Genomic DNA, 24856 nt, shown 5'->3' with positions numbered 1-24856 from the left:
TGTCGATAACTAGCCGGAGGATTGTAGCTGGCGCCGGAGGGCGGAGAACCGGACGTAGGACGGCAGTTATGCTTCCTGGGTTCACAAGCCGGGAAGGGTTGGGGCGATGCGTTGGCGCAAGCTCGAGAAAAGTACAAATGTGCAGGATCGCCGGGGGATGCCCTCACGTGGAGTCGCCATCGGAGGTGGAGGGGTGGGGATCGTGGCGGTCCTCGCCATCGTTCTGGGGATGTGCGGCGGGGGAGCGGACCTCAGTCAACTTGCATCGATGCTCGAGGGCTTGCAGGCGCCGGCGGCCGTCCCACAGGATGTCGGTACGGTGCCGTCGGATCCGGAGAGCGTTGAGGAACGGGAGTTCGTCCAGGCCGTGCTCGGTTCGACCGAGACGCTGTGGGTGGACATGTTCACGGGTTCCGGCGTCACCTACCAACCCGCCGCGCTGGTTTTGTTCAGCGGTTCCACCAACTCAGGCTGCGGTGGAGCCAACGCCCAGGTTGGGCCCCACTACTGCCCGCTGGATCAGACGATCTACATCGATCTCGACTTCTTCGGTGAGCTGCAGGCGAGATTTGGTGCTCAGGGCGGCGACTTCGCCGAGGCGTACGTGATCGCCCACGAGGTTGCTCACCACGTTCAGCAGCTCCTCGGCATCAGCGACGACGTCCGGCAGATGCAACAGCAGTATCCGGATGATGTAAACGAACTATCGGTCCGGATCGAACTGCAGGCCGACTGCCTGGCCGGGGTGTGGGCGAACTCGATCTACCAGCGCGGCGATGTGCTCCAACCCGGCGATATTCAGGAGAGTCTCGATGCGGCTGCCGCGGTTGGCGACGACCGCATCCAGGAGGCGATTCAAGGTCGGGTGACTCCCGAATCCTGGACCCATGGTTCCTCCGAGCAGCGGATGCAGTGGTTCACCGCCGGGTATGAGTCCGGTGATCCAAACCTCTGCGATACGTTCAGTTCGGATCTGTAGGCGTCTCAATTCGGCGGCGGAGCCCTTCGAGGTTGCGCCGCCAGATCCAGCGCAAGATCGGCCGGGCGGCCAGCGCGGTCACGGGGCCGCCGAGGTACCAGGGGAAGGCCAGCTGTTCCGTCCAGGTGAACCGTGTGCCCGTTCGGCTTGCTTCAAGTCGGAACGACCCCTGGCCGGTGATGATCCCCTGGTGTCTGACATCGATGGAGTGCTGCTCATCCCACCCGGTGACTTCCATGACATCGTTGGTTTGCAGGGGTCCGACTTTGGTTTCCACGAGCATCCTGGTTCCGACTCCGGACCGCTGATCGGTCAGGAATTCGATGGACCGGGCGTCTGCCATCCACTCGACATGTGCGGCGAGGTCGGCTGCTTCGCCCCACACCCGCTCCAGGGGAGCTTCGATCTCGATAGATACGGTGATGCGAGCCATGAGAGAACGATAGGGGAGGTTCTGCCCGGCTGCGATGTCGGTTCGGTGCGCAGGGCGCGGTCGTTCAAGCTGCTCGACCGTGGCACAATCGTGGCGCACATGCTCTACCTCGACCACGCCGCCACCACGCCGATGCGTCCCGAAGTCTGGGAGGCGATGGCTCCGTACGCCGGCGAGGTCTACGGCAACGCCTCTGGGAGCCACGGAGCTGCGCGGCTGGCGAAGAACGCACTCGAGGAGGCCCGTGAACGAGCCGCCCGCCTGCTCGGCGCTCGACCGCTGGAGATCGTCTTCACCGGCGGCGGCACCGAGTCCGACAATCTGGCTCTCCAGGGAGCCGCGCTGGCGGGAAGGCGGCGCGGCGGGGTGGTGACGACGGCCATCGAGCACGAGGCAGTCCTCGAGACGGCTGCGTTCCTGACAGGCCTGGGCTGCCGGGTCGATCTGGTCGGAGTCGACCGGATGGGCCGTGTTGATCCAAAAGAAGTGGCCGGCGCGGTGGGCGGGGACACGGCGGTGGTCTCGATCATGGCGGCCAACAACGAAACCGGAGTCGTCCAGCCGGTCCGGAAGGTCTCGGAGGCCGTCAAGGCGGCCAACCCGGAGGTGGCGGTCCATACCGATGCGGTGCAGTCGTTCATCTCACAGGATCTCAACGTCGACGACCTGGGTGCGGACATGGTGTCGCTGGCCGCCCACAAGTTCGGCGGTCCGAAGGGCGTGGGGCTGTTGTACGTGCGAACGGGCGTCGGTCTCGAGCCGATCTTGCACGGCGGGGGCCAGGAACTGGGCCGTCGGTCCGGTACGCACAACGTCATGGGGGCCGTCGGAATGGTGCAGGCAATGGAGCTGGCCGCCTCCGATCGAGAACGATTCGTCGTCGACGTCGGGGAGGCTCGCCGTCGATTCGAAGAAGGCCTCCGTGTCGCCATCCCGGACCTCGAAGTGAACGCCCCGCTCGATGGACGGCTCGTCCAGCATTCACACGTGCGGATTCCGGGCGTTCGCAATGAGACCCTGCTGGTCCGCCTCGATCAGCGGGGCCTGGCCGCCTCGGCGGGTTCGTCGTGCCAGTCGGGAGCAGCCACCGTGTCGCACGTTCTGGCGGCGATGGGATTCGACGACGAACCCGCCCGCCAGTGTCTCCGTGTGAGCTTCGGTTGGACGACCACTCCCCAAGATGGCGACGACGCGGCAGCCATCGTCGCTGAAGCAGTGCAGGGCCTCCGTTGAACTCCCTTCAACTTCGTTTTCGCGCGGGATTCCCACCGTATGGGGAGCGATTCCCGCGCGAAAACGGTTGGGAGGGGGGCCGATGAGGGTGATGGTGGCCATGAGCGGGGGCGTCGACTCGTCCGTGGCTGCGGCGATGATGGTCGAGGAAGGTCACGAGGTGATCGGGGCGACCCTCAAGCTCTGGCAAGGGCCGAACGGCGAGGCGCCTACGGCCGGATGTTGCACGGTGTCCGACAGTGAGGATGCCCGCCGGGTGGCTGCCCAACTCGACATCCCGTACTACGTCCTCGACTACACCGATGACTTCATGTCGGGTGTGGTCGATCGTTTCATCGGCGACTATTTCAGTGGCCGCACACCCAACCCGTGCGTCGAATGCAACCGCACCGTGAAGTTCTCCCGTCTCCTCGACCAGGCGGCCGACTTCGGCTGCGACGTGCTGGTCACCGGGCACTATGCCCGCACCCACCGTGATGAGATGGGTTGGCACCTGCTCAAGGGCGTCGACGCTGCAAAGGACCAGTCCTACGTGTTGTACATGCTGGGGCAGGCCGAACTCGAGCGGGTCCGGTTCCCGGTCGGCGAGCAATCGAAGGCTGAGACCCGCCGCTATGCGGAAGGGCTCGGTCTGCGAACGGCAGCCAAGCCAGACAGCCAGGACATCTGCTTCGTCGGTGACGGCAACTACCGCGACTTTCTCCGGGACCAGGCTGCCGAGGTCGCCCAACCGGGGCCGATCGTGGATTCGGATGGTCTGCAGCTGGGCACGCACAACGGGGTGATCGATTTCACGATTGGGCAGCGAAAGGGACTGGGCGTAGCGCTCGGTGAGCCCCGGTATGTGATCGATATCGAGCCGTCGACTGCCACGATCACTCTCGGCCGCAAGGAAGAACTGGCGACCACGGACTTCCGCGTCGATGCAGCCGTCTGGGTGGCCGGCGAGCCCCCACTCCCGGGCGTCTTTGATGTCAAGGTCCGCTACAAGACGGCGGCCGTGCCCGGTTCGGTCGCCCCCTCATCCGGGGGAGCGTCGGTCGAGTTCGACGAACCGCAAGGAGCCATCGCCCCCGGACAGGCTGCCGTCTTCTACGCCGGCGACGAAGTCGTCGGTGGCGGCACGATAGTGACACCATGATCACCGGGATCGGAAGTCTTCCTCACATCGACCCGACCGCGGCCGCCCTGTTCGTCCTCGACACGACCGACGTCCCATACCTCCCGCAGCTTCCCAACCGGCACCCGGCAGAACGGATGCTGCCTCAGTGGGGTGACGGCCTCTGTGGGTGCGGGTTCTCGGACTCGGAGCTCGGTCTCAGGTACGGAGCACCTCACAGCGAGCGCACTGAGGCGCTGCTCGGATCAAACACGCTGCTGCGGATGCTCCCACCGGACATCGAGACCCTCAAGACGCAGGTCACCGGTCCGGTCACGCTGGCCGTCGCGATGCTGGCGGCGGGGCATCCCGGTGGTGACAACCTGTACGAATGCCTCACAGTTGAACTGGCGGACCGAATCAGCGCGCACGTTGACGCGATCCGTTCCCGGCTCCCAACCACGGAGCTGATTCTCCTGCTCGACGAGCCAGCTCTCTCCGGTGTCGGTGAGCGATTGTTCCCGATCAGCAGGAGCGATGTTCACTCGCTGCTCGAGAAGACGATGAAGGACCTCCCGTTGAGGCCCGGCATCCACTGCTGCGGCCCGACCGATTGGGCGTTTGTCGCCGGACTTGACCCTGCGTGGATCTCATGGGATCTCGATGCGCTTGGGCCGCAGTTCGAAGAGGAGCACGAGTCGATTGCCGCCGCCACGAGTGCCGGTACCAGAATCATGTGGGGAGTGGCCCCGGCAACCATGGGCTCACCGCCGCGCGATCTCGTGTCGCGCCTCCAGCGCGCAATCGGTACGCTCGTGCTGGGCGGCGCCGACATGGTGTCGCTCACCGAGGACGCTCTGTACACGCCTTCGTGCGGATTGGCGGGCCTGACCGAGGGCCAGGCTGAGATCGTGGCAGGCACCGTCCGCAGCGTCGTAGGAGTATTGACCGAGCTATGGACGACGTGACCATTGAGCAACTGCGGGATCAAGTTCGCTACCACGCCCACCGGTATTACGTTCTCGACGAACCCGAAATTAGCGACGCGGACTACGACGCACTGCTCCATCGACTCATCGCAATCGAGGCCGAACACCCCGAGTTGATCACGCCCGACTCGCCGACTCAGCGGGTCGGTGCGACCCCGTCGGATCTCTTCGCGCCGGTAACGCACAGGGAGCCGATGTTCTCCCTCGACAACGCCGAGTCGACCGGGGACCTCGAAGCGTGGGAGGACCGAGCCGCCCGGCAACTCGGTCGGGCCCCGTCGGGCTACGTCTGCGAACTCAAGATCGACGGGCTGGCGGTTTCGCTGACCTACGAGAACGGAGTCCTGGTTCGCGCCGCGACCCGGGGCGACGGTACGACGGGTGAAGACATAACGGCCAACGTGCGGGCCATTGAGGCGGTTCCGCTGCGCCTGTTTGGAGATGCCCCCGAGATCCTCGAAGCCCGCGGGGAGATCTACTTTCCGATTCATGCCTTCGAGGCCCTCAACGCCGCCCAGCTCGACGCGGGTCAGAGGGTGTTCGCCAATCCCCGCAACGCGGCAGCCGGGTCCGTCCGGCAGAAGGATCCCGCCGTCACCGCCTCGCGCGACCTCTCGATCTGGGTGTACCAGCTTGGATTCGTTCAAGGTGGTCCGTCTCTCGACCGCCACTGGGAGATGATGGAGTACCTGGCTGCGCTCGGGTTCCGGACCAATCCTGCCTCGCAGGCGGTCGACGACCTGGCCGCCGTCGAGCGCTACGTCGTCGAAACCGAGGGGGCCCGTCATCATCTCGACTACCAGACCGACGGTGTGGTCATCAAGGTGGACAGCCTCGATGAGCAAGCGCAGCTCGGGTTCACCGCCAAAGCACCCCGTTGGGCCATCGCCTACAAGTTCCCGCCGGAAGAACAGATCACGAGGCTGCGCGGCATCGAAGTGGGTGTGGGTCGGACCGGTCGGGTCACACCGTTTGCGGTACTCGAACCGGTATTCGTAGGCGGGGTCACAGTCACCAACGCAACGCTTCACAATGAGGACGAGGTTCATCGCAAGGACGTCAGGATTGGTGATCAGGTAATCGTCCGCCGGGCAGGCGAGGTTATCCCGGAGGTCGTCGGGCCGGTGGTTTCCCTCCGCACCGGCGCTGAGAAGGTCTGGTATATGCCGGACGACTGCCCGTTCTGCGGCAATCCGATCGTCCTGCCGGAAGGCGAGAAGGTCGCCAGGTGCACCGGTGGTCTGGAGTGTCCGAGCCGCCTGCGGGAATGGCTGGCGCATTTCGTCGGTCGGAGCGGCATGGATATCGAAGGCATGGGCTACAAAACCATCGACCTGCTCATCTCCGAAGGCTTGATCAGCGATCCGGCCGACATCTTCTTTCTAGAGCCCGAAGCCCTGTTGGGCCGCGAGGGTTGGGGTGACCTTTCAGTCGGGAAACTCATGGCCGGAATCGACGAGGCCAGGAATCGCGATCTGGCCAGGCTCCTGATCGGCCTCGGTATCCGGCATGTGGGTGGCTCGGTTGCCAGGGTACTGGCGAGGACGTTCCGAAGCATCGATGCGTTGCTGGCCGCTTCCGAAGAGGAGATCGCAGCCGTCGAGGGTGTCGGCCCCACGATCGCCCGATCGGTGCGCGATTGGGCGACGGCCCCCGAGACGGCCCCGCTGATCGCGAAATTCCGTGCCGGCGGTGTACGGCTGGCAGCCACCGAACCCGAGGCGGCGACCGGCGACCTCCTGAGCGGGGTGACGCTCGTCGTGACCGGGACACTGGCCGGCTTCTCACGAGATGAGGCCAAGCTGGCAGTCGAAGAACGGGGCGGCAAGGTGACCGGTTCGGTATCGAAGAAGACCACGGCGGTGGTCGCCGGCGACTCGCCGGGCGGATCCAAACTGACGAACGCGGCGGAGCTAGGAGTGCCGATCATCGACGAGGGTCGATTCGTCCTGCTCCTTGATCAGGGACCGCAGACACTGGGTGAAGGCACCTGACCCTCTAGGCTGCCGTCTTCATGCTCAAGCTACGCCTGTTCGGGTTTTCCCTGCACCTGCACGCCACCTTTCTGATTCTGGCCGTCTTCGTACTCGACGCCGGCTACGGGGCCGTTGGTATCGCCTTGTGGATGGCGGCGGCGTTCTTCTCCGTTCTCGTTCACGAACTCGGTCATGCGTTCACCGCTCGCGCGCTAGGGGGATCGGTCGATCGGGTAACGATTCACGGCATAGGAGGGACGACGTTCTGGAGTGCGCCGTGGATGAACAAATCGCTCGGCAAGCGATTCCTGGTGGCGGCCGCCGGGTCGGGTCTCGAGGTCGCCTTTGCGTTGGGTGTCTTCGGTCTCGTGCGAGCCGGCGTGTTCGGCTTCGAGGCAGAGCTCTTCATAGAGTCTCCGTTCACCATCTATCTTGGAAACATCCTCCAGGATCAACTCTGGATCGAGTTCTTCCTGGGGACGTTCATCTGGATCAGCGTTGTGTGGGGCCTACTCAACTGGCTGCCGATCGGGGGGTTGGATGGATCGCACATGCTGGCAGTGTTGCTCGAGAAGGTCATGCCCGGTCGGGGACGATTCCATGCTGCGGTCATCGGTCTGATCGTGGCCGTCGGTGCCGCATGGTGGTTCTATTCGCGCGGCTACACCTTTGCCCCGATCATCTTCGTGCTGTTTGCGGTTCAGGAGTTCTCAGCAGCCCGCAGTCAGGGGTGAGCGACCAGCAACGGGACCCGCAACTCCTGAGGGCTCAGACCGCCGTGATACCCAACCAGTTCGGCGTCGCTGCCGGGGTAGTGCAGGGCAATCGAATCCTCTGCGATGAGCGCCCCGTCCGGTAGTCGTCCAGCGGCGGTCGGCGAGACGGGCTCAGGACCCCACCAGCCGCTCATCTCGGACCGGTCCACCCAACGTACCGGAAGATCGGCCGCCATTCGACGGGCGGCGGCGCGGTCGCCGGCCACCCAGACGCAACGGGAGTCACCATGGAGGATCAGGCCGTCCGGCGGATCGATGTGGAGCCTGCCTTCGGGTGGAACATCGACGTGTCCGTGATCGGCGGTGCCTACGGCCACCGCATGGTCGGGAAGCCCCGCCGCCAGCTCCGCCCAGTATCGGGCGATTCGATCCATCATCCCGGCATAGGAGTCAGAGCCCTGGCCCTCGGAGTGGGCGGCTGCGTCGACATGGGGGAAGTAGAGAAACACGAAGCGTCCAGGCTGAGCGGCCGCCTCCAACGCCAGCGGGATTGCGTTGGTGTCGTCTGAGTAGGCGATGGCGGTTCCGGTGCGAAAGAGGACCTCTGAGAGGGGACTGCCCTCATAGCCGGAGGGCTGAATGACGACGGTTTCGATGCCGGCCGCCGCCAGCCGTTCGGGGAGGTTGGGCGCCGGCAGGAAGGAGGCGTAATCGGTCTCGACCGGTAGGCCGAGGAGGTCGAACCACCAGATGGTGTTGACGACGCGGCCGGGGAATCGCAGAAGGTAGGCGACGAGTCCGTGCACCGAGGGGGGCGTGGCGGTGGCCAGAGTGGCCAGATTCACCGTGGTCTGGGTGGAGAAGGCGGCGTCGAGGGCAGCCTTGCGGTATCTACGCAGCGGGGCGGCGGCCGGATGGGCGAGTTGGAGATCGCCTAGTCCGTCGAAGAGGGCCAGCACGTACGTGGACGCGTCGGGAATGGTGGCGACGAGATCGGAATAGAGCCGCGGGGAGAGGTGCTCACCGCGCAGGCGAAACTCGAGCTCGGCCGCCAGGTTGACGAGTCCGCCGCCTGAGTAGTCGGGTGCGCGCATAACCCCGAGGCTATCTGTTTTCTCCGCAATGCAATGACTCGAAAAGCGGTTACTGCATTGCGGAGAAAACACAGGTCGGTTTCTGCGCAATGTAATGACTCGAAAAGGGGTCAGTGCATTGCGGAGAACACCTCAGTAGGAGCGGAACGACCACTCGTATTCACCGACGTCGGGCAGTCCGGTGATGGTATCCCAGACGATCCGCAAGGTGTGCTCACCGGCCGGCCACTCCTCGACGGTCCGGCCCGGCCCCGGCGCCCAGGTATGGACCCCGGTTCCTTCGATGAAGGTCAGCTCGGAGTCCGGGATCCGCTGCCAGGTACCTGCCGACGGGTTGGCCAGTACCCACAATTCGGCGACGTAGCCCGTGCGTAGGTCGATCTCGATCACCGACTGGCGCGGCACGAGGTCTCCCGGCGCCGGTTCGACGCGTTCGACAATCGGCGACCTCGCCTCATCCGCCGGCGAGGGGTCCACCCTGCCGTATGAGACGGCCAGTAGCACGACGGCAAGGACGGCGACCGCCAGCAGCGCCTGAATCGATCGAGTAGCTCTCACGGCGAGCGAGTGTACGGGCTTGCCGGGCAAACCGTTCAAATGTGCAGTTCGATGACGTCCCCGTCCGTGAGTTCGTAGTCACGCCCCACGTGGCGCCCATCGAAGCTGCCGTCGCCCCAAACGCGGGCGAACTGAAGGCCCGCTGCGAAGTCCCGGTGCACCAACTCGGCCAGGTCGTCGACGGTCTGCCGAGTTCGCATCGCATACGGCCGATCGAGGTCGGGCGGCTTGCCGGGCGCTTTCGTGTACACCCGCACCACCTGGAGCCGTTCAAACAGCATTGCCCCCATCTCCTCGAGTCCCCGTCCCTCCTCGAGCGAAACCGCCAGGTAGGGATATCGCAGACCGGTCAACTCCTCGAAGACGACGAGGTCGGCGCCCGGGTCGCGGCTGCGGTCGCTCTTGGTGGCGACGAGGATCGTCGGCAGGTATTGCGTGAACGGGTCGGCCGGATCCCCGATGGTGCCGCCGTCCGCCGGCCAGCGTTCGGTCAGCCGGATCTTGCGTGCTGCGAGGAGTTCGAGGACGGCCAGGGTTTCCTCGACGCACTCGGGGTGTCCGAGGTCCACGACCAGCAGGCAACCATCCGCCGACTGCAGCGTGTTGCTCATCCAGGGGATCGGATGCAGCTCCGAAACCGGCGGCAGGTCGATCAGCTGGAAGGCGATATCGAGGTACGGCATCATCCCCGGCTGGGGGTACTGGGTCGTGAACGGATACGGCCCGGTCTCCGAGTGTGACCCGGTGAGTCGAACGTGCAGCGTCGACTTCCCGGTATTGGGCGGACCGATCAGCGCTATCTGTCCCGCTCCTTCCGGCCGGAACGACGTGGGCGGGCCGCCTCTGGCCCCTCCCTTCTTCGGCCCGGTCAACGCCTCCGTCAGCTCCTTGATCTTGGATTTGATATCTGCCTGGAGATGGTCGGTTCCCTTGTGTTTGGGAATCTGACGCAGCATCTCTCGCAGCAGATCCAGACGCTCCGCCGGATCGGCTGCCTTCTTGTAGGCAGCCTCGGCAGATTTGTAGGCAGGGGTCAGGTTCGCCGGCACCGTCGTCTCCTCGGTCGAGCCACCGTCGTGCCCTCCTTCCTGTGCGTCTGAGCCTACCTATTGCCGCTCCCGCGCCGACTACCGTTCCGGGCATGCATACGAACCCCGTGCTTGACCGCCTCGGCTCCTACCCGATTGCGGAACTCCAGGAGCAGGCCCGCACGATGCGCGCCGAGGGTCACCCGTTACTCGACTTCTCGGTCGGTGATCCTCGTGAACCCACACCGGCGTTCATCCCCGACGCCCTCCGCGCCGCAGTCCCGGTCGTTTCCCAGTACCCGACCACCACCGGTCTTCCAGAGCTGCGCAGGGCAGTCGCCGATTACGTACAAAGGAGGTTCGGCGTTCGGATCGACCCTGATCGCAACGTCCTCCCTACGGCCGGATCGAAGGAAGCCATCTTCTCCACGCCGCTTGCGTTCGTCGATCGATCGGCCGGCGATGTGGTCGTGTGGGCGACCCCGGGTTATCCGATCTACGAACGTGGTGCCCTGCTGGCCGGCGCGGTCGGCCATTCGGTGACACTGACCGGCGACTTCGTATTGCGCCCGGATCAGATTCCCGAGCCCGTGTGGGAACGGGCCAGCCTCGTCTGGACCAACTATCCGCACAATCCGACCGGCGCCCTCGCCAGCCGGGACGACGTCGAAGCCATGTATCGCAAAGCCCGGCAAACGGATACGTGGCTGATGGGCGACGAGTGTTACGTCGACCTCTACGAAGATGAGAAACCGCCGTCGATCCTCGAAGTGGCCGACGATGGAATCGAGGGCGCTCTATCGTTCCTGAGCCTCTCCAAACGGTCTGGAATGACCGGCTATAGGTCGGCGGCCATCGTTGGTGATGCAAGGGCGATTACCGCCTTGCGCTCGCTGCGGACGTCAACCGGGACGGCTTCGCCCGAGTTTGTGCAGTCGGCTGCGGTGGCCGCCTGGTCGGACGATGATCACGCTGCCGAGCGCCGGCAGATATTCGGGGCCAAGCGAGCACTGCTGCGAGCAGCCTTTGAGAACCTCGGCTACCCGGTGGTGGCGTCGAGAGCCGGCCTGTACCTGTGGGTCGAGGTCGACGACGATGTCGCAATTGCGGCGCGCCTGCTCAAAGGAGGCGTGTTGGTCTCGCCCGGTCGTGCCTTCGGGCCCGGCGGCGAGGGCTACATCCGGCTCGCCCTGGTTCCGACGCTGGAAGAGTCCGAACACGCGGTGGAGGTGCTGACGACGTGTCTGACCGGGAATTGATCGAAGCGGTATATGCAGATCTCGACCGTCTCGCCGAGGCGCGCCCGGCCGTAGAGCGGACGATCGCCTCGCTCGATCGCGGCGAGCTGCGGGTGGCCGAGAAGATCGACGGCGAATGGATCGTGCACGAGTGGGTCAAGGAGGCGATCCTCCTTTACTTCCGGATGCAGGAACTGACCACCATGAAGGCGGGTCCCTTCGAGTATCACGACAAGATCCCGACGAAGTCGAACCTCGCCGACTTCGGAGTACGCGTCGTACCGCCCGGAACCGTTCGCTACGGCGCATTCTGCGAACCGGGGGTCGTGGTGATGCCCGGTTATGTGAACATCGGCGCCAGGGTCGGCTCAGGGACGATGGTCGACACCTGGGCCACCGTGGGATCGTGTGCACAGATCGGCCGGAACGTGCATCTGTCGGGCGGCGTCGGCATCGGGGGAGTGCTGGAGCCTCCCAATGCCCGCCCCGTCATCGTTGAGGACGGTGCCTTCATCGGTAGCCGCTGCATCGTCACCGAGGGGGCCATCATCGAAGAGGGGGCGGTCCTCGGCGCAAATACAACGATCACGGCCACGATTCCGATCATCGACGTAACGGGTGAAGAGCCCGTGACCTTCAAGGGACGGGTACCCGCCCGGTCGGTCGTGGTGCCGGGTACCAGGCCCAAGCAGTTCCCGGCGGGCACCGTCGATCTCCAGTGCGCCTACATCATCGGCCATCGCTCCGAAGCGACGGACGATCGTACGTCGCTCAACGACGCGCTCCGGACGTTCGGATTGACGGTATGACGCTGCTCGAGACTCTGGTGTGGATGGTCGACACGCCATCCGAACTCGGCGACGAAGCCCGCCTTTGTTCGGCGTTGATAGATCGCTTGGCGGGATCCTACGACCAGGAGTCGATCGTTCGTGTCGGAGACAGCGTGGTGATCGGCCGCCCGACCGGCAAGCCGCTGATGCTCATCGTAGGTCACATCGATACGGTGCCATCGCAGGGCCAACCGCCCGCCTTCGAGGAGGACGGACTGCTGTACGGTCTCGGCACCTCCGATATGAAGGCGGGCGTCGCCGTCATGGTGCATCTCCTCGAAGACACAGATGTGCGCCACGGGCCCTACGACGTGGTTGGAATCTTCTACGACGGAGAGGAGGGCCCGGCCGCCGGGAACAACCTCGAGCGAGTGCTCCAGGAGGTCGAGTGGCTGCGGAACGCCGAGTTTGCCGTGGTCATGGAGCCGACGGACCTCCGGCTGGAAATCGGATGCAACGGCGCCATCAACGCCACGGTGCGATTCACGGGGAAATCCGCCCACAGCGCCCGGCCGTGGTTGGGTCAGAATGCCATTACCAAGGCGGGGGCATGGCTGGCCGAACTCCATCAGCGTGAACCGGTGTTGTTCGAGATCGACGGCCTCGAGTACCGCGAGGTCTACTCGGTCACCAAGGCGGCGGGTGGCATCGCCAACAACATCCTGCCCGCGATGTTCGAAGTGAACCTGAACTACCGGTTTCCTCCGGTATTCAGCATCGAAGAAGCAGTCGGGCGCTTGCGGTTGCTGACCCTGGCTGCCGATGACGTGGAGATCGTCGATCGTGCCCCGGCCGCCCCGGTCCCGGAAGGCAATTCGCATCTCGATCGTCTCGCCGCGGTAACGAAGGCCGACCGGGCTGCCAAACAAGGATGGACCGACGTCGCCCGCCTCGCCCTCTACGGGGTGCCTGCCGTCAACTACGGACCCGGCGTCGTTGCACAAGCCCATCAGGTGCACGAGCACGTTCCAATCGCCAACCTGGAACCGGCCTTCGAGGGCATGAAGGCCTTTCTGACCTCCTAGGCGACCGCCAGGAGTGTGGCCACCCGAGGTTCCAGGTTGTGAGTTCCAGGTTGTGAGTTCCAGGTTCTATCTCGGACCAACCAAGAACCTACAACCCATAACTCAGAACCTCCGCTTTAGTCACCCTCGACGGCGAAAGCCCAGGCTCCGTCCTCGGCGATGCCGACTCGCATACCGGCGTAGCCACCCAGGGCCTTGAAGTTGTCGACGTCTTCTTCGTTGTAAACCGCACTGAGCGCGTCCCAGTCCGCTTCGGTGGGCTGTTCCTGGAAAGCCGACGGCCAGGTATAGACCCGGGAACCATCAACGTCGATGACCACATACGGCAAGGCCAAAACATCGGCGATACGGGCCAGCACACCACCACCCCGCTGCTCGATCTGCCGCCAGGTTCGGCCGGGGCCGGCGACCGGATCGAGGCCGTAGACGAAGGACTCGCCCGCCAGGGCGGCCAGCGAATCTATGTCGCAACTGGTGGCTGCCGCCACGATGGCTTCCCTGGTCATGGAGACGGCTTCCGGTAGCCCGCCCTGCGCCTCGGGTGTCGACGGCAGACCGGTTGCAGAACAACTCGTCGACAACGTTCGCACCCCGCCGAGGAATGTTCCGGCCGCCAGGTCGACCGGCCCTCTGGCGGCAACGATCAGCCTGGTCGCCGGTGGTAGCGGATAGGTGACCGTTGCTCTGCCGGTGAGCGACAGTGTGGTGAAGCCGTTGACGGTCGTCACGATGACCGTCGATCCGTCGAAGTCGAGGCCGCTCACGTCGTCGGTTACCCACTCGCCCAGCACGTCCCCGGATTCGACGTCGGCAACAACGACGGTGTCTCCACCTGCGTAGGCGATTCGCGATCCATCCGCCGAGAGCGCCGCCTGATTGAGGTTCTGTTCCCCGCATAGGTTGGGAAGAGGTCCGAAAATCACCTCACCATCGAAGTCGACCACCTCCACGTAGCTGCAGGCTGCTTCGATGTCTCCATACCACCAGACGACGGCGACACCGGCCTCCGACAGGGAGCCGCTCAGGACGGCGGTCGGTGTGACGCCGGCCGGACCCGCCTCGCCCCCCGGTTCAGCGCCGGCCAGGCGGGTCGGCGCTCCTCCAGCCAGATCGGCGATGAAGAGTGAATCCGGATGGGTCCCCGGATCACCTTCGAGGAACAGCACGTTCGTACGACCATCCAGCACTTCGACGTCGAGCAGCCGGATCGTTCGCCCAGGATCTGCAGACAGGATGACCGTCGGCGCAGAACCGCCTGCAGGAATCCAGAGGATGCTGTCCGCCGGGAATTGCTCGGGCGTGAACTCATACTGATACACGAGGCCACCGGCCAGATCATCGAAGGCTGCGACCACCGGGTAATCGGAATCGCCTTCGAGTTCGATATCGATACCGTCGGCGAGGAGGTCGATGCCTCCGGCGCGGGACACGATCAGCGAAACGTCCGGCGGTGCCGGCCGGGTGGTCGAGACCGGAGGCGAGGTCGTGTCGGTGGTCCCCATCGTGGTTGTCGTTTGACTCGACGGCAAAGAGGTCGTTGTCGCGACGCTATCAGCCGAGCAAGCAGTCGCAACGACACCCAGAGCCATCCATAGGATGATCTTTCTCATCCTCATTACGACGTCACCGGAGGGCCAATCGTTCCCGACGGTAGGTCGTTGCCTGCTCGTAGGTGACGAGATAGTGCTGAGCGGCCGCCCCCCACGAGAAGTCACTGAGCATGCCGTTCCGCTGCAGCCTCCTGTACTCGGCTCGCGACTGCCGGAAGATCCGCATAGCCCTGCGCACCGTCTTGACCAGTTCTTCGGTTCTGAAGTCCCGGAAGCCGAATCCGGTGCCATCGGCGGGGCTCTCGTCCAGGTCGATGACCGTATCGTTCAGCCCTCCGGTGAAGCGCACAACCGGCGGCGAGCCGTAGCGCATGGCGTACATCTGTCCAATGCCGCACGGTTCGAAACGCGATGGCATCAGGTAGAAGTCAGTTCCGGCCGACACGACTCTGGCGAGGCGCTCTTCATAGGGGGCGTGCCACACGGCATGCGGGAACCGTTCCGCCCAATCGTCGACCATGTGGTTCAGTTCGCCGTCGCCAACGAGAACCAACCGCAGACCTTCGGAGATCAACAGGTCGATCGACGGGTCGAGCAAGTGGAGGCCCTTCTGCTCGGTCATGCGGCCGACGTTGCCGAAGATGATGCCGTCGGAGAGCCCCGATTCGGCCAGGAGCGACTCCCTGGTCGCTCGCCGGCCGTACGGCCGGTTGGGAGTGAAGGGAGCCGTTACGGCCGGATCGGTGCGCGGGTTCCACTCGTCCGGGTTGAGGCCGTTGACGATGCCGGCCACCGGGTGGGGTAGCGCCCGTAGGACACCGTCCAGGCCACCCGAAATCGAACCATCTTCCGTCAGTTGTCTGGCGAACGTGGGACTCACGGTCGTGACGCGGTCTGATCCGGCGATTCCTGCCTTGAGGAAGCTCGCCTGGCCCCACCATTCCAGTGCACCTTCAGGTTGGATATGGCGGGGATCGGCGCCGATGATGGCCGCCGTCTCAACCAGCGGACCGAAGATGCCATAGGCCGAGTTGTGAATGGTGAACACCGCAGGAACGACGCTATCCAGAGCGGCCAAACCGGCGTGGGCGTCGTGAAGATGGACCAGGTCGTAGTCATGAGCAAGTACTCGGACGGCCGCAGAGAACCTGGCGAATCTCCACCATTGATCGTCGTAGCCCTCGCCGTGTCCATCGCCGTAGATTCCGGCCCGATCGAAAGCAGGTGGATCGTCGATCAGGATCACCTCTACCCCTCCGATCCCGTGTCGGTACGTTGCCTGCGCCGGGCCGACCGACGGGCCGGCCGTTCCGAGTGCGGTGAGATGTCGATAGCGGGGGAGTGCAACCGAAATCTCGTGACCGGCCGCCACCAGCGCCCGTGCGATGCCGGCCACCGCCTCGCCCAGACCACCGGTCCTGGCAAGAGGAGAGAACTCAGACGCGGCCAGGAGGACTTTCACTGTTCGTCCACCTCTGCCTCGGCCGGGGCCGGCTCATCTGCCACATCGAGCACCTCCACGCTCAGGCTGTGGATTCCGCCGGTCGGGCGCACCCAGTGGGGCCAGAGAAGGATGCCCTGCTGGATCTCTTCGCGGCCGGACTCGTTGCGGTTGGCGGTTGTCAATGGCAACACAAACAGTTCGCCGGGCTGTCGCAGAGCGATCAAGATCTCGTTCCTCCTGCCCTCGTGGCGAAACCTGAAGCGGTGTCCGGTCAGTGCCAGCGGCATGTCGACAACTTGCCACGGCCCGCCATCAACCCGCAACGAACCCGCGCCCCGCCAGATGCCGATCGGGAACTCGGGTCCGAATCGGCAATCGGGGAGATCGTCGATCTCATAGCTGATATCGAACTTGCGATTCTCGGCGTGTAGTACCCGTCGCACCCGCCCCTCGTGAGACGTCGATGTCAACGTTACCGATCCCCGCCCGGCATCCACCTCATCAATTTCGAATGGGCCTACAGAAACGACGTCGGGGCCGATCGCTTCGAGCGACCCGGGAGTTGAGGAGATCGGGAGTGTGCGCGTCGCCAACCAGCGATGAACCCGCGATGGTGTCTCGTCCGTGTGATAGCCCTCTACATGGGCGGCGACCACATCCGGCACCATCCACTGTGACGGCTTGTCGTCGAAGTAGGCGAAAGCGCCGTCATCGAGGTCGAGGACCCAGGATTGGTCGGGGAGCTCCACGTGGATTTCGTCGCGCCCGTCTGCATCCCAGTCGAATCGGTGGACCTTCACCCACGAGCGCCCAGATCGTCCGGCTTCGTCCACTGCGATCCTCGCCGCCAGCAGGCGCCGGTGTGTTTCGGCGCGGAGGTGCGGTAGGTACAACCCGCCGAACGCCCCGTGCCAGTAGGCGTCGTTGCCTTGTCCGCGCAGCATCTCGGTGAGGGCGGCCGCCGGGGCCTTGCTTCCGGCGGCCCGATTCGATGCGTTGAGCATCTTGCGGTAGAGGGTATCCGCTTCCGGATAGCGATCGAGGAAGTGCTCCCATCTCCCATCCGACCACTCCGTCATCTCCTGATATGAGCCAGGCGGAAGTGAAGTCCGCTCGGAGGCAGGGTGATCGGACAGGTGTTGCTCGAAGGTGGTCAGCTCCACCCAATCTGCCACCTCGGCGGCGGCGAAGAACCGGTCGAGCCACCCGTCGGTGCTGTAAACGAGCGAATGAGTTCCAGGCCACAGGCCGTACTTCTCGCCGTCATCGGCCAGCACGGCTGTCGCCGTTGGATTGTGCTCGTGGAGGTGGCGGAGGCTCTCGATCAACACCACCGGGTCTTCCCGCGGCGCTGCGTAGCGGAGGTCGACGGAGATGGGATACGCCGTGATGAGCTGATCGAGATGGTGAACGAGATACGGGCGATCGAGATGTTCGAGGCCCGCCCGCTCGAAATGGACGTCGTCGAGTGGGACGGCCGCGTATCCCGCTTCAACGAGGGAATCCACGAGCGAGGGTTCCCAAACGCGCTCAGGGATCCAGGCCGTGACCGGATCCTGGGCGAAGCGCTCGTTGATGGTCGCCCGCATCCGCTTGAAATGCTCGAGCCGGTCGCGCGGAGGGATCGCCGGCAGGATGGGTTCGTACATAGCCCCGCCCATCCATTCGATCTGGCGGCCGAACCCCGCCAGCGCTTCGAGGAGCAGGGGGTTCCGGTCGTCGAGCTGCTCGAGGAGCGGTCCTGAATAGTGGACGTTCACTGCCACATCCGGATGGCGTTCGAGAACGGAGAGAAACGGCAGGTAGGCGCGCTGGATGGCCTGGTCCAGAACCGTCTCGAGTTGCCCGAACGGCTGGTGGCAATGCACAGCGAATATCAGTTGCACGTCGTCGCTCCTCCTTCGCCGTTCACGCTAGCCGGGCGACGGCGGGGGTACGACCCGCCGGCCTCGCCCGGGGCGCGGCCGGGCGGCGAGAGAGGTGTCGCGTCACAACCCCTAAACTCAGCTGATGCCCATCGACATTGATATTGCTCATGTTGCGCGGCTCGCCCGGCTGGGGCTGAGCGACGAGGAGCTCTCCCACTATGCGACGCAGCTCAGCGTGATCCTCGAACATGCCGCCCGCGTTCAGCAAATCGACACCGACGGTGTCGAACCCACCGCCCACCCACTTCCCATGGTGAACGCCTTTCGCCCCGACGAGGTCCGTCCGCCGCTCGATCGAGACGAGGTGCTGGCACAAGCTCCCGACCATGAGGACGGCTACTTCCGGGTTCCACCTCATCTCGAGGCGCCGTGAGTGACTACACACTCTCAGAGGCGGCGACCGCCCTTCGCGACGGATCCACGTCGTCCCGTGAGTTGACCGATGCTGCACTCGATCGGGCGGCCAAGTCCGAAGCCGAGTTACACGCCTTTCTCACGCTCGACCACGACGGGGCCCGCTCAGCTGCCGAGGCGGCCGACGGTTCGTTCGCTTCGGGCCGCGACTCGGGCGCGTTCCAGGGCATTCCGGTGGCGCTCAAGGACAACCTGGTCACCAGAGGCATTGCCACGACGGCCGCTTCACAAATCCTGGCCGGGTGGGTGCCCCCCTACGACGGGACCGCCGTTGTCCGCCTCAAGGGTCAGGGAGCGGTGGTCGTCGGCAAGACCAACCTGGACGAGTTCGCGATGGGCTCCTCGACCGAGAACTCGGCATTCGGGCCGAGTCGCAACCCGTGGGACACCGATCGAGTTCCCGGCGGCTCGTCGGGTGGTTCGGCGATAGCCGTGGCCGTGGGTTCGGCGGTGGTCGGGTTCGGCTCCGATACGGGTGGTTCCATACGGCAGCCGGCCGCACTGTGCGGGGTCGTCGGGATGAAGCCCACCTACGGCCTGGTGAGTCGCTACGGGCTGATTGCGTTCGCTTCGTCACTCGACCAGATCGGTCCTATTACTCGCACGGTGGAAGATTCCGTTACGGCACTCGAAGCAGTGGCAGGCCATGATCCGCTGGACGCCACCTCCTATCGGGGTGACCGTTCGGGCTTTCGCGACGGGTTGGAAGCCGGCGTTCGAGGTCTCAAGATCGGCGTCGTTCGCGAGTTGACCGGCGAAGGCTTCGAACCCGACGTGGAGGCGGCGGTCCGCCACACGGTCGATCTGCTGAGCGACGCCGGAGCAGAGGTGATAGAGGTTTCGATTCCCTCGGTGGATGTGTCGCTGAGCGCCTACTACCTGATTGCGCCGGCCGAGTGCTCGGCCAACCTCGCCAGATTCGACGGTGTTCGCTACGGGTTACGACGCGATGGGGAAACGGTCGAGGACATGATGACGGCGACCCGCGCAGACGGGTTTGGTCCCGAGGTGACCCGGCGGATCCTGCTCGGCACATATGCCCTGTCGGCCGGCTACTACGACGCCTTCTACGGTCAGGCGCAGAAGGTCAGGACCGTGGTCCTCCGCGAGTTCGAGGCGGCCTACCGTCAGGTTGATGTCCTGGTCTCCGCCACCACCCCGACTACCGCCTTCGAGATCGGATCCAAGACACAAGATCCCCTCTCCATGTACCTGTCGGATATCTGCACGATCCCGTCCAACCTCACCGGCCACCCGGCGATTTCAGTCCCGGTCGGACTCGACCGCCACGGTCTCCCGGTCGGGTTCCAGATCATGGCCCCGGCGCTGGGAGAGGCCGTCCTGTTCCGGGTGGCCAGAGCCGTGGAGCAGGCCGTGGCGTTCGAATCGCGGCCGCCGCGGCTGGAGGAGTGGACATGAACTGGGAGCCCGTGATCGGCATCGAGGTGCACGTCGAGTTGCTTACCGATTCGAAAATGTTCTGCGGGTGTCGGGTCGATTTCGGAGCAGCTCCCAACACCAACGTTTGCCCGGTGTGCCTGGCGTTACCGGGAGCGCTACCCGTTCCGAACGAACAGGCCATCGAGTGGATCGTGCAAATCGGCCTGGCGTTGAACTGCACCATCACCCGGGAGAGCATCTTTCATCGCAAGAACTACTTCTACGCCGATCTTCCGAAGAACTACCAGATCTCGCAGTACGACATCCCGGTGTGCTCTGGCGGTCATCTCGACGTCGAAGTCGACGGTGAGACCGTCAGAGTGGCGATCAATCGGGTGCATCAGGAAGAGGACACCGGAAAGAGCATTCACATGGGTGGCGGCGGCCGAATCCATTCGGCTGAGGCGACCCTCCTCGACTTCAATCGAGCCGGTGTACCGCTCGTTGAAATTGTCAGTGAACCCGATATCTTCAGCCCTGCTCACGCGCGCTCCTACGCTCAGCAGTTGCGAGATGTGGTGCTGAGCCTCGGTGTTTCGGACGCCAGGCTCGAAGAGGGATCGATGCGTTTCGACGCCAATGTGTCGATCCGGCCGGAAGGGGACACAGAACTCGGTGCCAAGGTCGAAGTCAAGAACATGAACTCGTTCCGTTCGCTGGAACGAGCCCTCGATTTCGAGATCATCAGGCAGACGGAGGCCGTCGAAGCCGGGCAGCGCATCGAGCAGGAGACGCGGCACTGGGACGAAGAAGCCGGGCGCACGCGGGCCATGCGATCGAAGGAAGGCTCCTCGGACTACCGCTACTTTCCCGAACCCGACCTGCTGCCGATCGTCGTGTCAGACGAGTGGCGGGAACAGATCCGCGCGAAGTTGCCGGAGCTTCCCCACCAGCGCCGTGCGCGATACATCGAGCTCGGGCTTGAAGCCCATGCAGCTTCCGTGCTGGTGGCCGGCGAAGCAGACGTGGCCGTTCTGTTCGAGGAAGCAGTCGGCATGGGAGCCGATCCCAAGCAGGCCGCCAACTGGCTCAGTGGCGAGACCACCGCCTATCTGCGCCGGAAGGAGACCCCGGTCGACCAGACCGGCTTGACCGCCGCCTATCTCGTCGAGATCACCGGCATGCTGGCCGACGGGAAACTCTCCGCCACGGCTGCCAAAGAGGTGCTGACCGGCGTCCTCGATCGTGAGGGTTCACCAGGGGAGGTGGCGGTTGCTCGGGATCTAATCCAGATTTCGGACACGAGTGCTATCGAAACCGCGGTTGATGCCGTGCTGGCCTCCAACCCCGAAGCACTCGAGACCCTGCGCGCCGGCGACATGAAGCCCTTCGGCTACCTGGTCGGGCAGGTGATGAGAGCTACCTCCGGCAAAGCGGATCCGAAGGTCGTCAATGAGATCCTGCGGGACAGGGCCTCGCGATGAGCCGTTCTATCGTTTTCGACTGCGACGGCGTGCTGGTCGACTCGGAGGATCTGGCCTGGTCTGCGTGGCGCGAAGCGCTGAGACCGCATGGCGTTGAGATTTCCGAACAGGAGGTGGCCGATCTCTCGGGGCGTACCGAGAGAGACGCCTTCGACCATTTCGCCGGTCGTGCCGAGCTGCCTCCATATGAGGACTTCTGGCCGCTGCTCGCCGATCGGGTGCGTGCGCTATTTGAACAGTATCTCGAAGCCTTCGAAGATGCTGCGGATACGCTTGAAGTGCTGCACGAGCGCGGGCGAGCCATGGCGGTGGCGTCCAGTAGCCCGCGGGAGCGACTCGACCTGTCACTGCGATCGACCGGTCTCGACCGTTTCTTTGACGTCGTGATTGCCGGCGACGAAGTGCCCAGCGGCAAGCCGGCGCCCGACATCTATCTAGCCGCCGCCGAAGGGCTGGGCGTCGATCCGGCCGAGTGTGTGGCCGTCGAGGACGCACCGGCAGGAGTGGCGGCGGGCAAAGCTGCCGGGATGCGCGTGGTGGCGGTGCTGCGCGGTTCCTACTCGCCGGAACAACTGGCTCAGGCGGACATCATCGTCCCCCGCCTGACCCCGGCCGTACTGGCGTAGCCCGAACGCGGCCGGCATCAAGACAAGTGGCCGCCAACGGGCCGGAAACCGGGACTCAACACTGAACCTCGATGAGCGTTTGGCGCATTGCACCTGCCAACTGAGCGCTTGACTATCCTCCCCGCATGGAAAACCTCTCCCTGTACATCGGTATCGCCGCCGCCGCCCTGGTCGGGTGGTGGATCTTCAAGAAGTTCTTCAAGCTGGCGATCTACGCCGGGATCGTCGGAGTCGCCGCCTGGTTCTACTACTTCCAGTCCTGATCGGGTCTCATGGACTTCCTCGTTGAGGTCCTCGGCGACGCGCTGGAAGCACTGTTCGGGTTCGGCGACGAGCTCCGGCAGGTTCTGGGCCTCACACTCGTCGTTTCGCTGTTGGCGACGGTCTTCGGTGTCGTAGTCGGGGTGCCGCTCGGTACCTGGATCGCGCTGGGGCGGACGAGAGTGCGGACGGCCTGGCTCGTAGCGGTCAACATCGGAATGGGGATACCGCCGGTGCTCGCCGGTCTGGCACTGCTGCTCGTGTTGTGGGACACCGGGCCACTCGGCGGATTTGGATTGCTGTTCACCCCGGCCGCCATGGTGGCCGCCCAGACGATGCTGGCCATCCCGATCGCGGCCGGCGTCACCGCCGGCGCAATCAAGGGGCTGCCTCCGGCGGCCTCAGAGCAGCTGGCTGCACTGGCCCTTCCCGGCTGGGAGCGCGGTCGGGTCATGCTGGTCGAAGTCTGGCCGGGAGTGGTCGCGGCGGTAGCGGCCGCCTTCGGGAGAGTGGTGTCCGAGGTGGGGGCGGTACTGGTGGTCGGCGGAAACATCGTTGGAGAAACCAGGGTGCTCACCACCGCCATCGTGCAGGAAACACGCCAGGCGAACTTCGGCGATGCGCTGGCGCTCGGACTGCTGCTGATCATTCTGGCGGCAGCCGTCAACGGCTTCCTCACCTGGATGCAACTGAGAAGTGGCCGACATGAATGAAAGACTGGATCTTCGCTTTCCTGCGGACGGATCGGTTTTGACCATCGATGGACTGGAGCTGCGGCCGGGCGATCGGTTGGTGGTTTTCGGCCCGAACGGCGCGGGGAAGTCGACACTGCTCCGACTGCTGGCCGGGACGCTCGGCGGAGGTCCGGCGCTCGAGGCCGCCTACCTGCCCCAGCGGCCCTATCTGTTTCGCGGGAGCGCCGGCTTCAATATGGGCCTCGGTCTCTCGGCCGAAGAGGCGGTTCGAGCCCGACAGCTCGCCGACCGGCTCGGTGTCGGAGAGCTGCTGATATACGCAGCCTCCTCGCTCAGCGGGGGAGAGGCGCAGCGGGTGGCACTGGCCCGAACGCTGGCGCGACCGGAACCCTGGGTGCTGTTGGACGAGCCGCTGTCTGCTCAGGATGCCCGTGATCGAATGAAGGTGGCTGCCGTGCTCCTTGATGGACTCGGCGATCGGGGCGCCGTGATCGTCACCCACGATCGCGACGAAGCAGCCGTGCTCGGCGATCGGATGGCGGTCCTTGTGAACGGCAGGTTGCTTCAAGAGGGCCCGGTGGCCGAAGTGTTCTCGCTGCCGGTCTCCGATGAAGTCGCGGCGGCGGTTGGGATCGGCAACGTGATCGACGGCGAAGTCACCGAAGGGGAGGGTCCGCTGAACTCGCTGCGAGCTGGCGACCTCACGATCTGGGGGTTGGGCAATGTGCCCGCCGGTAGTCCGGGGAGGGCAGTGTTCGGCGCCGAGTCGGTTACGTTGTTCCGCGGCAGTGATGGGGCTGCAGGTAGTGCTCGGAATCGATGGGTGGGGCAGGTGGCTGAGGTCAGGCAACTCGGCCGGCTCGTCGAGATAGTGATCGACGCCGGCGTCCGGGTAGTGGCGCTGGTCACGCCCGGTTCGCAGGAAGTGCTGCAGTTGCAGCCGGGGGCAGGAGTCACGGCGACGGTCAAGGCGGCGGCCGTTCGGGTGAATCCGACGTGAAGCAGGCCGTTGCGGTGCTGCTGCTCGTGCTGGTGGCGTGTTCGAGTGTCGGGCAGACGCGGGTGATAGTTGCGGCCGGGACGACCCTCGTTGATAGCGGTTTGCTCGATGAACTGGCCGCGACCTTCGAGGCAGGCCATCCGGACATCGAGCTGAGCGTTGTGGGGGAGGCGACCGCTCAGGTGCTCGAGCTCGGGCGGCGCGGCGGCGCCGATGTGCTGATCACCCATGCCCCGGCCCTGGAGGCTGCCTTCGTCGGTGAGGGACTGGCCGCCCGCTATGAGCTCGTGTTGACCAGTTCCTTCGTGATCGTCGGTCCACCTGATGGCGTGCCGGACGGTGGCACCGTCGCGGAGGTGCTGCGTTCAATTGCCGGACAGGGCGGTCCGTTCGTGAGCAGGGCCGATGGGAGCGGAACCCATGAGATGGAAGTCGATTTGTGGGAGGCAGCCGGAGTCGAGCCGGGCAAGGAGCCCTGGTACATCGAGACGGGCCAGGGGATGGGATTGACCCTGCAAGTGGCCGATCAGCGTGACGCCTATACCCTGAGCGAGCTTGGTGCGTTCCTGGCCGCCTCGGATGCTCTGACCCTCGAACCCCTGGACGTGACCGGCATCCCGGCCAATCCGTACCATCTGATCGTGGTTGCGGCTTCTTCCGAGCGGAGCGCCGGCGAGGAGTTCCTCGATTGGCTGTTGGCGCCGGAGGGCAGCGAGGCCGTCGCACGTCTGAACCAGGAGTTGTTCGGCCGCAGCGTCTACGAACCGACCGACTGAGAACTCAGAACCTAGAACCTAGAGGGGAAGGTCCAGGACATCGTTGGCGGTTTGTAGACCGTCTATGGGGTTCAGGACATCGTTGGTAGTGGGCCGGGGA

24 protein-coding genes are annotated in these 24856 nt (G+C 64.7%); 17 read left to right on the top strand and 7 right to left on the bottom strand.

The window, feature by feature from the left end; all coding sequences use genetic code 11:
• Positions 1 to 106: 106 nt before the first annotated feature.
• Positions 107 to 979, top strand: a complete 873-nt coding sequence (locus P1T08_09945; protein MDF1596398.1) for a zinc metallopeptidase — start codon at positions 107 to 109, stop codon at positions 977 to 979.
• Here P1T08_09945 and P1T08_09940 read toward each other — a convergent pair.
• Positions 963 to 1412 carry an SRPBCC family protein gene (locus tag P1T08_09940; GenBank protein ID MDF1596397.1) on the bottom strand — a complete coding sequence of 150 codons (450 nt, stop codon included), beginning with the start codon at positions 1410 to 1412 and terminating at the stop codon, positions 963 to 965. The two genes, P1T08_09945 and P1T08_09940, sit on opposite strands and share 17 nt — an antisense overlap.
• 45 nt (positions 1413 to 1457) lie before the next feature.
• Here P1T08_09940 and P1T08_09935 point away from each other — a divergent pair, with 45 nt between their 5' ends.
• From P1T08_09935 to P1T08_09915, 5 genes are all read left to right on the top strand, one after another.
• Positions 1458 to 2645, top strand: coding sequence for a cysteine desulfurase family protein (locus P1T08_09935; GenBank protein ID MDF1596396.1), 1188 nt, complete (start codon positions 1458 to 1460; stop codon positions 2643 to 2645).
• Positions 2646 to 2727: 82 nt separating this feature from the next.
• Positions 2728 to 3786: a tRNA 2-thiouridine(34) synthase MnmA gene (gene mnmA, locus P1T08_09930; protein MDF1596395.1), complete on the top strand. Its 1059-nt coding sequence runs from the start codon at positions 2728 to 2730 to the stop codon at positions 3784 to 3786.
• Positions 3783 to 4712, top strand: coding sequence for a hypothetical protein (locus P1T08_09925; protein MDF1596394.1), 930 nt, complete (start codon positions 3783 to 3785; stop codon positions 4710 to 4712). The genes mnmA and P1T08_09925 overlap by 4 nt, the downstream gene beginning before the upstream one ends.
• Entirely contained in the window at positions 4700 to 6727 is a 2028-nt protein-coding gene (gene ligA / locus P1T08_09920) for an NAD-dependent DNA ligase LigA (GenBank protein ID MDF1596393.1), read from the top strand. Before P1T08_09925 ends, ligA begins: the two co-directional genes overlap by 13 nt.
• A gap of 20 nt (positions 6728 to 6747) precedes the next feature.
• Positions 6748 to 7443, top strand: coding sequence for a site-2 protease family protein (locus P1T08_09915; GenBank protein MDF1596392.1), 696 nt, complete (start codon positions 6748 to 6750; stop codon positions 7441 to 7443).
• Here the strand turns inward: P1T08_09915 and P1T08_09910 are convergent.
• The 3 genes from P1T08_09910 to P1T08_09900 form a co-directional block, all read right to left on the bottom strand.
• Complete coding sequence (locus tag P1T08_09910; protein MDF1596391.1) at positions 7434 to 8519, bottom strand: alkaline phosphatase family protein; 1086 nt, start codon at positions 8517 to 8519, stop codon at positions 7434 to 7436. The genes P1T08_09915 and P1T08_09910 overlap by 10 nt on opposite strands.
• A gap of 132 nt (positions 8520 to 8651) precedes the next feature.
• Positions 8652 to 9077 carry a hypothetical protein gene (locus tag P1T08_09905; protein ID MDF1596390.1) on the bottom strand — a complete coding sequence of 142 codons (426 nt, stop codon included), beginning with the start codon at positions 9075 to 9077 and terminating at the stop codon, positions 8652 to 8654.
• A gap of 35 nt (positions 9078 to 9112) precedes the next feature.
• Positions 9113 to 10126, bottom strand: coding sequence for a 50S ribosome-binding GTPase (locus P1T08_09900; GenBank protein MDF1596389.1), 1014 nt, complete (start codon positions 10124 to 10126; stop codon positions 9113 to 9115).
• A 92-nt stretch (positions 10127 to 10218) separates the two neighbouring features.
• Between P1T08_09900 and P1T08_09895 the strand changes: the two genes are divergently transcribed.
• The 3 genes from P1T08_09895 to dapE are packed head-to-tail and all read left to right on the top strand — an operon-like array spanning position 10219 to position 13198.
• A complete protein-coding gene (locus P1T08_09895; GenBank protein MDF1596388.1) occupies positions 10219 to 11364 on the top strand; it encodes an aminotransferase class I/II-fold pyridoxal phosphate-dependent enzyme in 1146 nt (381 codons plus the stop codon).
• Positions 11346 to 12152, top strand: coding sequence for a 2,3,4,5-tetrahydropyridine-2,6-dicarboxylate N-succinyltransferase (locus P1T08_09890; GenBank protein ID MDF1596387.1), 807 nt, complete (start codon positions 11346 to 11348; stop codon positions 12150 to 12152). The genes P1T08_09895 and P1T08_09890 overlap by 19 nt, the downstream gene beginning before the upstream one ends.
• Positions 12149 to 13198, top strand: coding sequence for a succinyl-diaminopimelate desuccinylase (gene dapE, locus P1T08_09885; protein MDF1596386.1), 1050 nt, complete (start codon positions 12149 to 12151; stop codon positions 13196 to 13198). The genes P1T08_09890 and dapE overlap by 4 nt, the downstream gene beginning before the upstream one ends.
• 116 nt (positions 13199 to 13314) lie before the next feature.
• Here dapE and P1T08_09880 read toward each other — a convergent pair whose 3' ends face one another.
• Genes P1T08_09880 through P1T08_09870 form a run of 3 tightly spaced genes read right to left on the bottom strand, consistent with a single transcriptional unit; the run spans position 13315 to position 18078 of the window.
• Positions 13315 to 14808 carry a hypothetical protein gene (locus tag P1T08_09880; GenBank protein MDF1596385.1) on the bottom strand — a complete coding sequence of 498 codons (1494 nt, stop codon included), beginning with the start codon at positions 14806 to 14808 and terminating at the stop codon, positions 13315 to 13317.
• 13 nt (positions 14809 to 14821) lie between these two features.
• Positions 14822 to 16210, bottom strand: coding sequence for a glycogen/starch synthase (locus P1T08_09875; protein MDF1596384.1), 1389 nt, complete (start codon positions 16208 to 16210; stop codon positions 14822 to 14824).
• The gene (locus P1T08_09870; protein MDF1596383.1) at positions 16207 to 18078 is read right to left on the bottom strand and encodes a DUF1925 domain-containing protein; all 1872 of its coding nucleotides are present in this window, start codon (positions 18076 to 18078) and stop codon (positions 16207 to 16209) included. The genes P1T08_09875 and P1T08_09870 overlap by 4 nt, the downstream gene beginning before the upstream one ends.
• A 124-nt stretch (positions 18079 to 18202) precedes the next feature.
• Between P1T08_09870 and gatC the strand changes: the two genes are divergently transcribed.
• The 8 genes from gatC (at position 18203) to P1T08_09830 (ending at position 24756) form a co-directional block, all read left to right on the top strand.
• Positions 18203 to 18493: an Asp-tRNA(Asn)/Glu-tRNA(Gln) amidotransferase subunit GatC gene (gene gatC / locus P1T08_09865; protein ID MDF1596382.1), complete on the top strand. Its 291-nt coding sequence runs from the start codon at positions 18203 to 18205 to the stop codon at positions 18491 to 18493.
• Positions 18490 to 19953 carry an Asp-tRNA(Asn)/Glu-tRNA(Gln) amidotransferase subunit GatA gene (gene gatA, locus P1T08_09860; GenBank protein ID MDF1596381.1) on the top strand — a complete coding sequence of 488 codons (1464 nt, stop codon included), beginning with the start codon at positions 18490 to 18492 and terminating at the stop codon, positions 19951 to 19953. The genes gatC and gatA overlap by 4 nt, the downstream gene beginning before the upstream one ends.
• Complete coding sequence (gatB, locus tag P1T08_09855) at positions 19950 to 21398, top strand: Asp-tRNA(Asn)/Glu-tRNA(Gln) amidotransferase subunit GatB (protein MDF1596380.1); 1449 nt, start codon at positions 19950 to 19952, stop codon at positions 21396 to 21398. The genes gatA and gatB overlap by 4 nt, the downstream gene beginning before the upstream one ends.
• Entirely contained in the window at positions 21395 to 22024 is a 630-nt protein-coding gene (locus P1T08_09850; protein MDF1596379.1) for an HAD family phosphatase, read from the top strand. The genes gatB and P1T08_09850 overlap by 4 nt, the downstream gene beginning before the upstream one ends.
• Before the next feature lie 125 nt (positions 22025 to 22149).
• Entirely contained in the window at positions 22150 to 22287 is a 138-nt protein-coding gene (locus P1T08_09845; GenBank protein MDF1596378.1) for a hypothetical protein, read from the top strand.
• Between the two features lie 9 nt (positions 22288 to 22296).
• On the top strand, positions 22297 to 22998 hold the full coding sequence (locus P1T08_09840; protein MDF1596377.1) for an ABC transporter permease: 702 nt from the start codon (positions 22297 to 22299) through the stop codon (positions 22996 to 22998).
• Positions 22991 to 23980: an ATP-binding cassette domain-containing protein gene (locus tag P1T08_09835; protein ID MDF1596376.1), complete on the top strand. Its 990-nt coding sequence runs from the start codon at positions 22991 to 22993 to the stop codon at positions 23978 to 23980. Before P1T08_09840 ends, P1T08_09835 begins: the two co-directional genes overlap by 8 nt.
• A complete protein-coding gene (locus tag P1T08_09830) occupies positions 23977 to 24756 on the top strand; it encodes an extracellular solute-binding protein (GenBank protein ID MDF1596375.1) in 780 nt (259 codons plus the stop codon). Before P1T08_09835 ends, P1T08_09830 begins: the two co-directional genes overlap by 4 nt.
• Positions 24757 to 24856 lie beyond the last annotated feature (100 nt).

This window comes from Acidimicrobiia bacterium, from assembly GCA_029210695.1.
In the GTDB taxonomy this organism is placed as follows: Bacteria; Actinomycetota; Acidimicrobiia; order Spongiisociales; family JAHEDJ01; genus JAHEDJ01.
This window is presented reverse-complemented; position numbering and strand designations above follow the sequence as displayed.

Excerpts from the sequence above, each read along its gene's own strand:
- P1T08_09945 (MDF1596398.1), top strand. The coding sequence starts at position 107 with ATGCGTTGGCGCAAGCTCGAGAAAAGTACAAATGTGCAGGATCGCCGG.
- P1T08_09940 (MDF1596397.1), bottom strand. The coding sequence starts at position 1,412 with ATGGCTCGCATCACCGTATCTATCGAGATCGAAGCTCCCCTGGAGCGG.
- mnmA (MDF1596395.1), top strand. The coding sequence starts at position 2,728 with ATGAGGGTGATGGTGGCCATGAGCGGGGGCGTCGACTCGTCCGTGGCT.
- P1T08_09925 (MDF1596394.1), top strand. The coding sequence starts at position 3,783 with ATGATCACCGGGATCGGAAGTCTTCCTCACATCGACCCGACCGCGGCC.
- ligA (MDF1596393.1), top strand. The coding sequence starts at position 4,700 with ATGGACGACGTGACCATTGAGCAACTGCGGGATCAAGTTCGCTACCAC.
- P1T08_09915 (MDF1596392.1), top strand. The coding sequence starts at position 6,748 with ATGCTCAAGCTACGCCTGTTCGGGTTTTCCCTGCACCTGCACGCCACC.
- P1T08_09910 (MDF1596391.1), bottom strand. The coding sequence starts at position 8,519 with ATGCGCGCACCCGACTACTCAGGCGGCGGACTCGTCAACCTGGCGGCC.
- P1T08_09895 (MDF1596388.1), top strand. The coding sequence starts at position 10,219 with ATGCATACGAACCCCGTGCTTGACCGCCTCGGCTCCTACCCGATTGCG.
- dapE (MDF1596386.1), top strand. The coding sequence starts at position 12,149 with ATGACGCTGCTCGAGACTCTGGTGTGGATGGTCGACACGCCATCCGAA.
- P1T08_09880 (MDF1596385.1), bottom strand. The coding sequence starts at position 14,808 with ATGAGAAAGATCATCCTATGGATGGCTCTGGGTGTCGTTGCGACTGCT.
- gatC (MDF1596382.1), top strand. The coding sequence starts at position 18,203 with ATGCCCATCGACATTGATATTGCTCATGTTGCGCGGCTCGCCCGGCTG.
- gatB (MDF1596380.1), top strand. The coding sequence starts at position 19,950 with ATGAACTGGGAGCCCGTGATCGGCATCGAGGTGCACGTCGAGTTGCTT.
- P1T08_09850 (MDF1596379.1), top strand. The coding sequence starts at position 21,395 with ATGAGCCGTTCTATCGTTTTCGACTGCGACGGCGTGCTGGTCGACTCG.
- P1T08_09845 (MDF1596378.1), top strand. The coding sequence starts at position 22,150 with ATGGAAAACCTCTCCCTGTACATCGGTATCGCCGCCGCCGCCCTGGTC.
- P1T08_09840 (MDF1596377.1), top strand. The coding sequence starts at position 22,297 with ATGGACTTCCTCGTTGAGGTCCTCGGCGACGCGCTGGAAGCACTGTTC.
- P1T08_09835 (MDF1596376.1), top strand. The coding sequence starts at position 22,991 with ATGAATGAAAGACTGGATCTTCGCTTTCCTGCGGACGGATCGGTTTTG.